The 12,669-nt window shown below is 56.5% G+C and carries 13 protein-coding genes; 7 read left to right on the top strand and 6 right to left on the bottom strand.

The window, feature by feature from the left end; translation table 11 throughout:
- Positions 1-21: 21 nt before the first annotated feature.
- Genes lon through H8K03_16600 form a run of 4 tightly spaced genes read left to right on the top strand, consistent with a single transcriptional unit; the run spans position 22 to position 5,521 of the window.
- A complete protein-coding gene (gene lon / locus H8K03_16615) occupies positions 22-2,520 on the top strand; it encodes an endopeptidase La (protein ID UVT19397.1) in 2,499 nt (832 codons plus the stop codon).
- A gap of 9 nt (positions 2,521-2,529) precedes the next feature.
- Entirely contained in the window at positions 2,530-3,573 is a 1,044-nt protein-coding gene (gene thiL / locus H8K03_16610; protein UVT19396.1) for a thiamine-phosphate kinase, read from the top strand.
- A complete protein-coding gene (locus H8K03_16605; protein UVT19395.1) occupies positions 3,573-4,088 on the top strand; it encodes a DUF2062 domain-containing protein in 516 nt (171 codons plus the stop codon). Before thiL ends, H8K03_16605 begins: the two co-directional genes overlap by 1 nt.
- A 14-nt stretch (positions 4,089-4,102) precedes the next feature.
- Positions 4,103-5,521, top strand: coding sequence for an HD domain-containing protein (locus H8K03_16600; protein ID UVT19394.1), 1,419 nt, complete (start codon positions 4,103-4,105; stop codon positions 5,519-5,521).
- A gap of 71 nt (positions 5,522-5,592) precedes the next feature.
- On the opposite strand, the gene H8K03_16595 is transcribed toward H8K03_16600, so the two are convergent.
- Complete coding sequence (locus tag H8K03_16595; protein ID UVT19393.1) at positions 5,593-6,360, bottom strand: hypothetical protein; 768 nt, start codon at positions 6,358-6,360, stop codon at positions 5,593-5,595.
- Positions 6,361-6,595: 235 nt separating this feature from the next.
- On the opposite strand from H8K03_16595, the gene H8K03_16590 reads away from it, so the two are divergent.
- Both H8K03_16590 and H8K03_16585 read left to right on the top strand, forming a co-directional pair.
- Positions 6,596-6,967, top strand: a complete 372-nt coding sequence (locus H8K03_16590) for a hypothetical protein (GenBank protein UVT19392.1) — start codon at positions 6,596-6,598, stop codon at positions 6,965-6,967.
- A gap of 58 nt (positions 6,968-7,025) precedes the next feature.
- Entirely contained in the window at positions 7,026-7,346 is a 321-nt protein-coding gene (locus tag H8K03_16585; GenBank protein UVT19391.1) for a hypothetical protein, read from the top strand.
- Positions 7,347-7,600: 254 nt separating this feature from the next.
- On the opposite strand, the gene H8K03_16580 is transcribed toward H8K03_16585, so the two are convergent.
- The 5 genes from H8K03_16580 to H8K03_16560 all read right to left on the bottom strand — a co-directional run bounded on the left by H8K03_16580 (position 7,601) and on the right by H8K03_16560 (position 10,908).
- On the bottom strand, positions 7,601-8,260 hold the full coding sequence (locus H8K03_16580; protein ID UVT19390.1) for a hypothetical protein: 660 nt from the start codon (positions 8,258-8,260) through the stop codon (positions 7,601-7,603).
- A 42-nt stretch (positions 8,261-8,302) separates the two neighbouring features.
- Positions 8,303-8,491 carry a zinc-binding dehydrogenase gene (locus H8K03_16575; protein ID UVT19389.1) on the bottom strand — a complete coding sequence of 63 codons (189 nt, stop codon included), beginning with the start codon at positions 8,489-8,491 and terminating at the stop codon, positions 8,303-8,305.
- Positions 8,492-8,496: 5 nt separating this feature from the next.
- On the bottom strand, positions 8,497-8,889 hold the full coding sequence (locus H8K03_16570; GenBank protein UVT22523.1) for an alcohol dehydrogenase catalytic domain-containing protein: 393 nt from the start codon (positions 8,887-8,889) through the stop codon (positions 8,497-8,499).
- Between the two features lie 406 nt (positions 8,890-9,295).
- Positions 9,296-10,192 carry an alpha/beta hydrolase gene (locus H8K03_16565; GenBank protein ID UVT19388.1) on the bottom strand — a complete coding sequence of 299 codons (897 nt, stop codon included), beginning with the start codon at positions 10,190-10,192 and terminating at the stop codon, positions 9,296-9,298.
- A 32-nt stretch (positions 10,193-10,224) separates the two neighbouring features.
- Entirely contained in the window at positions 10,225-10,908 is a 684-nt protein-coding gene (locus H8K03_16560; GenBank protein ID UVT19387.1) for an MOSC N-terminal beta barrel domain-containing protein, read from the bottom strand.
- A 941-nt stretch (positions 10,909-11,849) separates the two neighbouring features.
- Here H8K03_16560 and H8K03_16555 point away from each other — a divergent pair.
- On the top strand, positions 11,850-12,344 hold the full coding sequence (locus H8K03_16555) for a hypothetical protein (GenBank protein UVT19386.1): 495 nt from the start codon (positions 11,850-11,852) through the stop codon (positions 12,342-12,344).
- Positions 12,345-12,669 lie beyond the last annotated feature (325 nt).

The following is a 12,669-nucleotide window of genomic DNA, read 5'->3' as shown; positions in this document are numbered from 1 at the left end:
TATCAGAGAACAGGCACACACATGACCGATCCAAACGAGCAAGAGATTCAGCCTCCTCAAAACATTGAGGTCCCCACTCAGCTCCCGCTGCTGCCGGTCCGCGATATCGTCGTCTTTCCGTATATGGTGCTCCCCCTCTTCGTCGGACGCGACATGTCGATCAAAGCCATCGAGGCCGCCCTTGCCGGCAACCGGATGATTTTCCTGGCGACACAGAAAGCGCTCGACGTCGAGAACCCTGCCCCCAAAGACATCCACTCGATCGGCACCGTCGGCATCATCATGCGCATGCTGAAGTTGCCGGACGAACGCATCAAAATTTTGGTGCAGGGCATCGCCAAAGCGAAGATCACCAAATACATTCAGACCGACCCGTACTATTCGGTTCGCATCGACAAACTGGCCGATACGAAGTCGACGGCGACCACACTCGAGGCCGAAGCCGTCATGCGGACGGTGAAAGAACAGATCGAACGAATCGTGAGTTTGGGGAAGGTTTTGATTCCCGACGTCATGGTCGTCATCGAGAACCTCGAAGAGCCCGGCCGCTTGGCCGATATGGTCGCGTCCAATCTCGGACTCAAAGTCGACGCCACTCAAGCGGTCTTGGAGATCTCCGACCCGATCCTGCGTCTTCGCCAGGTGAGCGACATTCTCGGGAAAGAGATCGAAGTCCTATCCATGCAGCAAAAGATCCAGGCGCAGGCCAAAGGGGAGATGGACAAGACCCAGCGTGAGTACTTCCTGCGAGAGCAGCTGAAAGCCATTCAAAAAGAATTGGGCGAGCTCGACGAACGGGCGGAAGAAATCACCGAATTCCGCAAGCGGATCAAAGATGCCAAGATGCCCGACAAGGTCTTGAAGGAGACCGAAAAACAGCTCAAGCGTCTCGAAAAGATGCACCCCGACACCGCCGAATCGGCGACCGTGCGGACCTATCTGGAGTGGATGGTCGAACTACCGTGGTCGAAGCGGTCGAAAGACAACCTTGAGCTGAAGGCCGCCGCCAAGGTGTTGAACGACGATCACTATGACCTCGAAAAGGTCAAAGAGCGAATTTTGGAGTATCTGGCCGTCCGCAAACTGAAAGAAAAGATGAAGGGTCCGATTCTCTGCTTCGTCGGCCCTCCCGGAGTTGGCAAGACGTCGCTGGGGAAATCGATCGCCCGCGCATTGGGACGGGAATTCGTCCGTATCAGCTTGGGCGGTGTGCGCGATGAGGCCGAAATCCGCGGACATCGACGCACGTACGTGGGGGCCTTACCCGGACGCATCATCCAAGGGATGAAGCAAGCGGGCACCGCAAATCCCGTGTTTATGCTCGACGAAGTGGACAAAGTCGGTATGGACTTTCGGGGCGACCCCTCTGCGGCCTTGCTGGAAGTCCTCGACCCGGAACAGAACAGCGCGTTCACCGACCATTACCTCGGGGTCCCGTTCGACCTGACCGAAGTGATGTTCATTACCACGGCGAATTTGATCGACCCGATCCTTCCCGCGCTGCGCGACCGCATGGAGGTCATCGAAATCCCAGGGTATACCGAGGAAGAAAAACTCGGCATTGCGCAGAAATACCTGATTCCCCGTCAGCTCGAAGAGCACGGGATCACCGGGAAGCATGTCCGATTGACGGAACCGGCGATCCGGCAAATTATCTCGCATTACACGCGGGAGGCCGGTGTACGAAATCTTGAGCGCGAAATCGCCAACGTAATGCGCAAAGTCGCCAAGAAAGTCGCCGAAGGCAAAGCTCAAGGGTTCCCCATTGATCCTTCCAATCTCCATAAATATTTGGGCGTCCCCAAATATGTGCCGGAAGCGGAACTGGAAAAAGACGAAATCGGCGTGGCCACCGGCCTCGCGTGGACCGAAGCCGGTGGTGATGTCCTGTACATCGAGGCGACCGTGATGAAGGGGAAAGGTCAATTGACCCTCACCGGCCACCTGGGAGACGTCATGAAGGAGTCCGCCCAGGCGGCGCTGAGTTACGTCCGTTCACGTGAAAAAACCTTGAACCTCAACCCCGGCATGTTCAGCAAGCAGGACCTGCACATCCATGTCCCGGCCGGCGCTATCCCCAAGGACGGTCCCTCGGCCGGTATCACGATGGCGACCGCCATCGCCTCGGCGTTTTCTGGTACTCCGGCGAGAAGAGACCTGGCCATGACCGGAGAGATCACCTTGCGCGGCCGTGTGCTCCCGATCGGAGGACTCAAGGAAAAGATTTTGGCGGCGAAACGGGCCAAGCTCACCACCGTGATCCTCCCGCGTCGGAATAAGAAGGACCTGGAGGAAATTCCCAAACATCTCCTCAAAGGCATTCAATTGGCGTTCGTCGATACCATGGACGACGTCATGAAAATCGCCCTGCGCAGACGGACCAAGACTCCGTCGACATCTCAGAGGCCGTCGGCACCTTCAGCGCCGACCCGTATCCGTCCCATGCGTCCCGGCAAAGGTCGACGGCCGCACGAACTCCCTGCCACTCTGATGGCGAGCCGACCCCCAACTCGCACATAGGATCGTGTCGTGGCCCGTCGTAAGGCCAAACCAGCCCTCCAGGAATTTGCCCTGATCCGCGATCTCCAGCGCCGGTTTGCCCGGCATGCGTCAGGGCTCGTCCAAGGCATCGGCGACGATGCGGCCGTGATTGCGACAACCGCACCGGCGTGGTGGCACCTCACGACGGATTTGCTCGCTGAGGGCATCCATTTTGACTTGAAGTCCGCCGCCCCTGAGTCAGTCGGATATCGAGCCGCCATGGCCAACCTCAGCGATATTGCCGCGATGGGAGCAGTCCCTCGCTATCTGCTCGTTGCCCTCGCGATCCCGAAAACATTCAAGCGGCCGCAAGTCGACGAGTTGTACGGAGGCTTGATGAAGGCCTGCCGGCTCTATGGAGTTGCCCTCGTCGGGGGAGATACTTCGGCATCCATGGCCGGACTTTTTCTCAGCATCACCCTGATTGGAACCAGCACCAAACACCGGGCGCTGTTTCGTCATGGCGCCAAAGTGGGAGATCAGATTTTTGTCTCTGGCACACTCGGAGATTCGCTCGCGGGTCTCCGGCTGTCGGGGCGCGGCAAACGCTCCCGTTCCTCGGGCACGCGGAGCGCTCCCTTGTCTCACTCTCATCGACAGTTTCTCATGCGTCGCCATTTCTATCCGACGGCCAGGGTCGCCGAAGGCCAGTGGCTCAACAGTGAACGGCTGGCATCCGCTGCCATCGATGTGTCCGACGGCCTCTCCGGCGATCTCCGGCACATCTGCGAGGAAAGTCGTGTCGGCGCGGAAGTAGAACTCGGGAAGATACCGATCTCGTCGGCCTGCCGCGCCTATGCTCAGGCCGTTGGAGTCTCGCCGGTTCAACTCGCGCTCACCGGAGGTGAAGACTACGAACTCCTGTTCACCGCTTCGCCGAAGAATCGCGAACTCCTCGAGCGGCAGGCCCGCGTGCGAGGCTATCGTGTGACCTGCATCGGCACGATTCGCCCACAGCGGTTTGGAATGCAGATGACATCCGATGGCCGGATCCTGCCCATGCCGGTAACCAGTTATGAGCATTTCCACTGATGTCAGACGCGAGCAAACATCCCTCTGCTCGAGGGCCCCGATCATTCCGTGCGTTGCTGCGGCAAGTGCTCCATTTGCAGGAGTCCCCCCAACGCACTGCACTGGCGTTCGCAGTCGGTGTCTTCATCGCGTTTTCTCCGGCTTACGGTCTTCACACCGCCATGGCGGTGCTGTGCACCTGGCTGTTCGGTCTCAATTTGATCGCTTTGCTCGCCGGCGCCTTCGTCAACAATCCGTGGACCATCATTCCAATCCTGGGCGCCACCTATTGGACCGGCGCATTGCTCTTGGGACGAACCGATGCACCGAATTTCGATTGGCATGATTTGAGTTTCAGCGGAATTTATGAGCAAGTGCTTCCGTACGCCGCTCCCTTCATACTGGGAGGGCTCGTGCTGAGCGTGCTGGGTGCCTTGCTATCCTACCCGGCTGCATATCTCTTAGTGGTCAAACACCGCAGAGAGCCGGACATGCCCGCGGCCAAGCCGTTGCCGCCTTCGGACCAGGTGGGCTAAGATGCTCTCACGCCATGGAATCAGCAGACCGACCGAACGCGCCATATGATGGATCGGCACTCATTGCCGATCCGATCCACAAGTACGTTACGTTCACCGTTCCTTACGCCGACCCGGATCCCCACGAGCACACCGAGAAGGACCTGATCGATTCGCCCTGGGTTCAGCGGCTGCGGTACATCTATCAGCTGCAGAGTGCCCGGTGGGTCTATCCCTCGGCCGAGCATACCCGATTCGTCCACTCCTTGGGGACGATGCACGTGGCGGGGCGATTCGCCAGACACCTGTATCCGTTTCTCAAGAAAGCCGTCAAAGATGTGCCGTCGGCCAATTATGTAGAAGAGCTCTTACGAATAACGGCCTTGGTTCACGATATCGGACACGGACCGTTTTGCCATTTCTTCGATGACAATTATCTCCATGCCTTCGGCCTGACCCATGAACGTTTGGGGCAGATCATCATCCGGGAACATTTGGCGCCGCTGATCAAGAAAATCCGCCGGAGCCCCTCAGGCCCTTTCGCGAAGGGAGAAGAGCTGAATCCGGACCAGATCGCCCATCTGATCCTCAAAGAAAAAGGGAAAGATAATTCCCGACTCCCTCGATGGCTGAACATGCTCCAGCCGGTGATTTCCGGAAGCTATACCGGAGACAATCTGGACTACGTCTTGAGGGATTCATATATGTGCGGCGTGGCGGTGGGTCCGGTCGATCTGACACGGTTGATTCATTACACGATCGTGACCGAGAAAGGGTTCACCATTCACAAGACCGGACTCCCGGCACTCCAAATGTTCCTGAACACCAGGATGTACCTCTACTCCAACGTCTATTTCCATCGAACCACCAGAGCGATCGACATCCATTTGCGGGACATCTTCGGCCAGACCATGAAGCTGCTCTGCCCGAACAACCCACAAAAGCACATGGCCGATTATCGTACCCTGACGGACTGGTCGCTCTTGGAGGAGGTCCGCGGGTGGAAACAGTCTCGCCACAAGGCCCGCCGACAATTGGGGGATGAGTGGGCGAGAATCCTGAACCGCGACGTCAAATGGAAGATGGCCTACAGCACGACCTTGAAAGAAAAAGGGCAGGAACGCGGAATGGCATTCCCCAGCCATCGGCACTTTGAGCAACAGATCATCAAAGAACTACCGGCCGGTTTGAAGCGGCTCCCATTTCGGGTGGACATGGCCCTGTTGGACCCACGCCCCGATCCCAAGGATCGCCGTGGAAACGCCTTATACGTGTATGACCCTGGGACGGGCCAGGTTTCCGCTGAGCCACTGGAAGAATTCTTGGACCTTCTTCCCACGAGACTCGTTCAGTTTCGGATTTATTCTCCCGACCACAATCACGACGCGATCCTGTCGCAAGCTGCCGCGACCGTGCTCAACAAGACACCGACCAGCCTCGAAACAAACTACTGATCGGCTGGTTATTGAATTTCGTTGTGATGACGTTGTGGAAGAGTTCGAGGACTGTATCTACAAGTCTGCCGCTAGGCCGGGATCCTGAGCGGCAGGCCTTTCATCAGCTGGGATTTTCTTGTCGTCATCATATCCCGCTGCTCGTCCGATGGGAAATGCGGACCGTGTTTGGTCGGCGGGAACCGATTCTCAAATCGGTCGATGACCTCAAGCGCCTCCGCCTCTTCGCCCGCTTCAAGCAGCAAGTGCATGAGGCGGAGATAGGCCGGAACGAGAAACATCAAATGCCGGACTTCTTTCGACTCGTTCGCCACAAAGCGGTATCCCACGACCGAGACATCTTGATTGATCTTTTCATAGGAGAGCGCTTCGATCATATGGACGCCCAGACGATCTGTTTCCGCGCTGATACAACGCTCCCACTGCCCGTTCACCAAGGCCCGCACTTCTTCGGCTGACAACTGAATGCCGCCTTTTTTCATGTTCTTGCGCAGGTGCTCCAACACCCCTCGTGCTTCCAACCACCCTCCGTACAGTCCGACCAGCGCTCCGAGACAGGGAGTCGGTCGTTTACACTTCCCGGCAAGAGGAGAAAAGTGTTTCTTCGCCACCTGAGAGGGCAAGAACACTCGGCCGCTCGATTTCGCGCACACCTCGCAGATATGGTCTGCAGCAGGCGTGACATAGACATACATACGAATGCCGGAGCGATCGAAGATATCGACGGCAAGAATGCGACCAGCCATGATTTGCATCTGGTAGTACTGCCACACGACGAGTAGGCAGAGGATGGCCACCAAATGAACCGTTATGTCCGGAAATACCCAGCCGTCAAGCATCGGCGCGCTCCTCCACCTACAGGATTAGTTGATAGACAATACCAACTAACAGACGAGTCGCCTAAAGAATTCGCTGTTTGATCAATGAGTACGGAGTCGTGCCGCCTTCGGCGGTTGAAGCGCGTGCTCCCCCACCCTCCGACCCAGTGCTCCTTCCATTCTCGTCTAAAACTGGCAAACATCATGCAGCATTTGGGGGATGACTTGGTCGTCATGTCAAACGAAGGAGGCGGCGATGGCATTGACAGGGAAGCAGATGATCGCGATTGTGGCGCTTTCAATGTGGTTGGCCGTTCCATGCTATGCCCAACTCGGGGCTGGCCGACAGGATGCAGCCAACATCCTGAAGGGGATGCCTCCCGACGTCCTGGCAAAGGTCCAATCGCTGGCACAGATCCTCCAACAAGGGATCAAAGACGGCAAACTCACGGACAACGAGATCAAGCAAGGACTGATGTCCGGTCATCTTGGAGAGAAGTTACGGCAACTGAGTCCCGAAGCAGAGCAACTACTCTCTGAGATCAGCACAGCCTCGAAGGAGGGAAAAGGACCTGGGGAGGACAGCCTCATGCCGCTGCTGGGAGGATTGGGCATCTCGCCGGAATAGGAAACACTGAGGGAAAATCCGAGTGCCATTGAGGGAACGTCTGGGAGTATGATGCAGCATGATGGACACTCCCTCCGCCATGAGCCGCGCAGAAAAGGTAGCCCTCATCACCCCCTGGATCAACCCTGAAGAACGGGTCACCGTCCAGTTTGACGATCAGCGCGATATCAACAGCGAGGTGCTCGCCTGCACGGAGCGGCTGGTGGATGTGGCGTTGGAAACGACCGTGCCGCACCTCAAACAGAAGCTGTCGCTCCCGCTCAGCGACGTCGAAGTCTCAGAAGATCCCACCCACTATACGCGTGATCCCGACAAGCCGTTACAATTCAAACGGCTACTGTTGATCGTCAAAGGTAAACGCCCGGCGATTGTGTATTGAGAGAATCGAACAGTCAGACTGCAAACCTCACCATCGGCGCATACTGTTCGACTATTAAAACAACTTATAGAACCCGCGGGTTAGGAAAGCTTTTTAGCTGTCCCATTCCATCCTACTCAGGCTCACTCAGGCCAATGCTATCAGTAGTTTAAACCAAAGCACCTTCTTGGCTGGAGTTGGATGGGATGAGTTGGTGTGATGTGGGCTTGAGCACAAAATGGGGATAATTAGCGGAGCATGGTTCGGCTCATGCTTCACGGTGCTCGTTTCCCCAGCCATCCGGCAAGCACGCAGACCACTATGATGGTGGCCAGCGAACTGGAAGCCATTGTCATGACCGAAGGCGGTGGTGGTGCAACCGTCATCCCAACTGCAGTGAAGGCCATCAGAGAACACGCCAGTGCCGTCACCCAGAATTTCCTGGCTCGCGAGATTGGGTTGCCGGCAAGAAACAGGCAAAGTCCCGCTATGGTGATGAACGCCTCGACGGAGAGCGCCACCGGCATTCTGCTCCACATGCCAAGCCCCACCTTTAACGAATTCTCTCCCGCTAGCGGTAGCTCGGGAATATGCACGAGCGCATCCAGGAGCCAGTGTGAGAAGACAGCAGTGGCGACGCAAACCGCCGCGCGTAACTTCAGCGAGTTCATTCGCGGATACCAAAGGAAGGCGGCGGCACCAGCCAGGGCGGACGATGCAATGGCCGCGAGCAGACTGTGCGAATAGGGGAAGATAAACTCCGGCTGGTGGGTGGCAGCAAAGTTGTCACGAATGACGACTGATTCCCACCCCAAAAGAATGAAGGTCCAGAGCATGACATCAAGGAGGAGTGCGGCAAAGACCAGAATACCGAGATTGACGCGCCGTTCCGCCCGCCCGATGGCTAGTGCTGCACCGATGTGGCCTGCGAACATAGTATTACGTCGCGTACGTAGTGCCAAAGCTGGACGGCGTTGCTATGATGCGCCCGACTCAAGCGACGACTCGTTGGGCACAAGCACGATCTTTCCTATCACCCCTCCCGTCCCGAGCAACTCATGTGCGCGCCTTGCCTTGGGAAATGGGATTCGCTGCGCGATCAACGGCTGGATCTTCCGCTGGTGTAGGAGCTCGAAGAGGGCGATCAAATCTTGTTGAAACAACACCGGTTTCACCCCGATGGTACGGGCACCAGTTCATCGGGTGGCAGGCAGACGAATTCCTCGTACGCACCTCGAATCGGCAGCGCGGCAACCATCTGACCTGGCTCACCTCCGGAGACACCTGCGCCGAGTCGATCCACCTCAACCACTAAATCCCACCCGGGCGTGAAGGGCAGTGGAGGCGTTTCGGGATGGATGCCCTCCCGCACCATCAGGTCGGGCAAGGAGACCCCTGCGGCCAACACTCTCACCCGCACTTCACCACTTTTCGGCTCGGGGCACTCTTCGTCAACCACACAAATGGCATCCAGTTCGCCATAGTGTGTCACGATGATGCGCGTGTGTCTCTGGATAGCTCTTTCGATTTTGAATGTCGGCAACAACCTTCTTGACGTTTTCATTGATGGTGCCATTGACGTCCTGAACTAGAATTTTATCGATGTTACTTGTTCCATCTCTTACGAGACGGGACCCGCTAGAAAGCGTAATCCAAGCGGGATGTTTGGCGTACTTTAGTCGCACAAATTCTGATATATCCAGACGAACACGTTGCCATGAGACATCATTGGGAAGCCCGTGAACAAATGGGAGTGGGCGCCGTATCCCCGAACTGCTTTAAGCAATTTGCTCCTCTCCATATTCTGATGGGCACTATGTAGATCTGCAGACTCGATTAACTACAGGACATGTAACTTCAACCGCTGGCTTTAGCCGGGCCGCTGGAATGAAGGTTTGGCGGTTTCACACTACGGCCACGCTGACCGGCGCACGGAAACTCAGTCCAGGTCGCCATGTCCCATAACCCCACTACCTGACAGCCACCTTCTCGTCGTAAAATCGACGGATGTTTCTGGCGATGTACTCTAGGCAGTCCTCTACCGCGAAGTGGCCTGAATCGAGCCGATGCATTTCAGCCTGGGGCAAATCCCGGAAATAGGCCTCGCCGCCTTCGCGGGTGAAGAAGATGTCGTCCTGGCCCCAGAAGATGATGGTCTTGGGACTGCGACTGCGCAGAAACTCTTGCCACTTCGGATAGAGGGTGACGTTGTTGCGGTAGTCATAAAAGAATTCCATCTGTATCCGCCGCGCCTGCGGACGCCCCATGCAGCAAGCATCCATGTTCCAGTTGTCCGGGCTGATCAACTCCGGTTTCTTGTGCCCGTGGAGATAAATGCTTCGGATAGCGTCCACTTCCAGGAAGCCCATGAGCGGCTTTTCCGATTCGGGTGTCCGTTTCTTCCACAGCGCGTTGCGGAAACCATCCCAGGCGGCCGTGAAACCCTCCTCATAGGCGTTGGTATTCTGGACGATCAGCCATTCCAACCATTCCGGGCGGCGCGCAAGGATGCGGAAGCCCACCGGACCGCCGTAGTCCTGCACGAAGAGACCGAAGCGGGTGAAGCCTTTTTGGTTCAGAAAACCCTCGACCACGTCCGAGGTCTTGTCAAAGGTGTATGAGTACTCGGTCGGATCTGGCAAGGCGCTGTTGCCGAAGCCGGGGTAATCCATCGAGATGACATGGAACTTGTGTGCCAGCGCTGGAATGAGGTTGCGGTATTGATGCGATGAGGCTGGAAAGCCGTGGAGCAACACAAGCTTGGGACTACCGGGCCTACCCGCTTCGCGGTAAAAGATGTTGAGCCCTTGGACCTCGATGGTTCCGGTCCGCACTGTGGTGTCTGTGATGGCGGGTACGTAGTTCATTAGAACCTCTCTTGTTGTTGGGCTTGGTTAGGCTACTCGGTGAAGACTGCGGCAGCGGCGGATTCAGCGCAAGCACGGCCACGGACTAGTTGCACATTGTCGCCCACAGAGATTTCGCCGCTCTCGATCACGAAGCAATTGAGCGCGAGTTTGCCCTCGAACCTCCGATAGATGCCGCGGGTGATTTCTTTGTCTTGGACTTGCGTGTCAGGATCGTACGAAGTCATGATGCACCGTAGGCGCAAATCCTGGACCCCAATGAGCACCGTGCCGATACGCAAGCAGCCGCCTGGCCATTCGCGCTCAGTCAATCCCTGGACGGCACCGATCACGAGGTTGGGCCGCAAGCGGCGATGGTCGTGACCGAAGGCGGCGATGGCACCGTCGGTGGCCACCAGCAACGGCAGTACATCGAAGCGTTCAATGCCGTCGTAGCGCACCAGCTTCGCGCCTGGGCTAGCTATATCTGTGACCTCGACGGCGACCTCTGGACTGTCCCATGGTCGACGGTCCACCAGAGGTTCGCCATCCAGACCCAGCGTACCCTTATGACCCAGGAAACGTGGATGAGAGCGTGAGGTGATTACCCGTCCCCGGGCGTCCTCGACATGTACAACTCGGTCGCCTTCAATTCCGAGCGGCCCAATGCGTACCCGTTGCAGTTTCTCGCCTGCCATTGTCTTAACCGGATATCTCCAGATCTCCGTGATCTTCATGGCCACCTCTGTTCCTGTGGAGAGTACCGCTGAGTCTACTAGTGGTCTGACATGACCTATCGGTTCGTCGTCCAAAGGCTGCAATTCTTACAGTCGAATGAGTCCCGGCATGGGGCTTCGACCACTCATATAGATAGTCTCATTTTGAGGGCTGCGCGATGCTTCATCTCTCCCGTTCCCAAGTTATTAGTTTTTGAACGGGCTTTAGGATAATTCAAACCCCTCGAGAAATCGACTATCTCTACTTTTGAATTTACAAGGGTTTTGGACGCGGATGCCATAAATGTCTTCTGCGAGCACGGCTAGAAAGATACGTTGGACCTGATGGCGCACTAGCAGCTCCGATTCGGCGAGACCACTTCCCTCAAGACTTCTTCTCGTTATCCTCCAAAGCCTTCCCGGCACTCGACCCGGCTCCCTGGAGTAGGCCAGAGAGAGGTGGAATAAGGTAGGATCGAGCACAAGATGAGTACCCTGGAGATACTGCTTGACGAAGCCGCCTCTATGCGCCTAGCATTTAACTAAGACGTTCCAGCCGCGTTGACTGGTCTTGCCCTTGCGTGTCCTGGAGCTTGCTTGGGCAACCCTCTTTCAGTCTCCGCCGCTCTAACGCCATAATTAGCCTGCACCTCTCTTCATGAGGCACACATGAGTCCAAGGATTTATGTGGAGCGCCTGACAAGTTCCGTGATGGACATGTGGTCTCGCCTACTCCGTGCGCCAGAGCGCACGGTCACTTCGGCATGTGTGATCAAGATCAAGACCAGCGGTCAGCCATTGGGCAATCAGTTTGTCGAGATAGGCTTGTCAGAGAAGGCTGAAGAAATAACGATGGCCTTCAACCGGAACCGACTGAAAGAGCGAAGACTCGACCTGTTCTCTGGACAGTACACGCGATGGTCTCCTCCCTCTACTGGGGAAGAGATGAAAGGAGGGGAATTATGCGCCCCATTCTTGTCATCATCATTATTGTGGCGATAGGTCTCGCGTGGGGTGGGAGTGTGGCCGGCCAAACCGAGCCGCCCGCGCATCAACAGCTCACGACCACGATCGAAAAGATCCAATCAGGGCTCATGTATTTCAAATCAACGGAGCGGCTGGGGCATCGTGAAGTGAGCATCCACAAGGCGGAGCGCATGGGGCTATCCCAAGCCAAGGTGGGAGATGAGGTTATCTTGGTCATCGATGATAACAACCTGTTGATCGATCTGCACAGGAAAGATGTTCCAGCTGCAGGGCATCACAGCATCGCTGGCAAGTTGTCTTATGCGGACCGGCTCTGGGAAGTCATCGAGATCAACACTGCGGGACGGAAGCAAACTTTTGCTGTGGATGAATCTGCCGGCAGCAGGCTGGCTGTTCTCAAGGAAGGTCAACTCGTGCAAGTAGAGTTGAATGAAGACAACATTGTTGTCGATATCCACCCAATCCGCTGAATGCATCGGTGTGCATGCATGTACGCCGATTGGCACTTGGCGTTGGTGGTCACGCATTTTCCTCGGGGGGAGGCGAGGTCGATATCGCGGATCACGCACTACAGCGACTCAGAATGCCACTGACCCGCACAGACGTGTCGCCATGCACTCAATTTGCGTCATCTGTGGGAAGATGTTTGTATAGTGTATTGGAGATACGATCAAATTGACTTCTCACCCGCGGGAGCTGGGCAACGATCGGAGGGTCATTGCGCGTAAGACGACCCGCGGTCGAGGAAAGCTTTTCGTCTACCCTCTTCCAGCCTACTCAGACTCATTCAGGCCA

Origin of the sequence: Nitrospira sp. (genome assembly GCA_024760545.1) — a bacterium.
Taxonomy (GTDB): domain Bacteria; phylum Nitrospirota; class Nitrospiria; order Nitrospirales; family Nitrospiraceae; genus Nitrospira_D.
The sequence above is the reverse complement of the archived record's forward strand: the minus strand, read 5'-3'. Positions and strand labels throughout refer to the sequence as shown.

Bases quoted from the DNA above. Each gene is read 5' to 3' on its own strand.
- lon (UVT19397.1), top strand. From the start codon at position 22: ATGACCGATCCAAACGAGCAAGAGATTCAGCCTCCTCAAAACATTGAG.
- H8K03_16605 (UVT19395.1), top strand. From the start codon at position 3,573: ATGTCAGACGCGAGCAAACATCCCTCTGCTCGAGGGCCCCGATCATTC.
- H8K03_16600 (UVT19394.1), top strand. From the start codon at position 4,103: ATGGAATCAGCAGACCGACCGAACGCGCCATATGATGGATCGGCACTC.
- H8K03_16595 (UVT19393.1), bottom strand. From the start codon at position 6,360: ATGCTTGACGGCTGGGTATTTCCGGACATAACGGTTCATTTGGTGGCC.
- H8K03_16590 (UVT19392.1), top strand. From the start codon at position 6,596: ATGGCATTGACAGGGAAGCAGATGATCGCGATTGTGGCGCTTTCAATG.
- H8K03_16585 (UVT19391.1), top strand. From the start codon at position 7,026: ATGATGGACACTCCCTCCGCCATGAGCCGCGCAGAAAAGGTAGCCCTC.
- H8K03_16580 (UVT19390.1), bottom strand. From the start codon at position 8,260: ATGTTCGCAGGCCACATCGGTGCAGCACTAGCCATCGGGCGGGCGGAA.
- H8K03_16570 (UVT22523.1), bottom strand. From the start codon at position 8,889: ATGAAAACGTCAAGAAGGTTGTTGCCGACATTCAAAATCGAAAGAGCT.
- H8K03_16565 (UVT19388.1), bottom strand. From the start codon at position 10,192: ATGAACTACGTACCCGCCATCACAGACACCACAGTGCGGACCGGAACC.
- H8K03_16560 (UVT19387.1), bottom strand. From the start codon at position 10,908: ATGAAGATCACGGAGATCTGGAGATATCCGGTTAAGACAATGGCAGGC.
- H8K03_16555 (UVT19386.1), top strand. From the start codon at position 11,850: ATGCGCCCCATTCTTGTCATCATCATTATTGTGGCGATAGGTCTCGCG.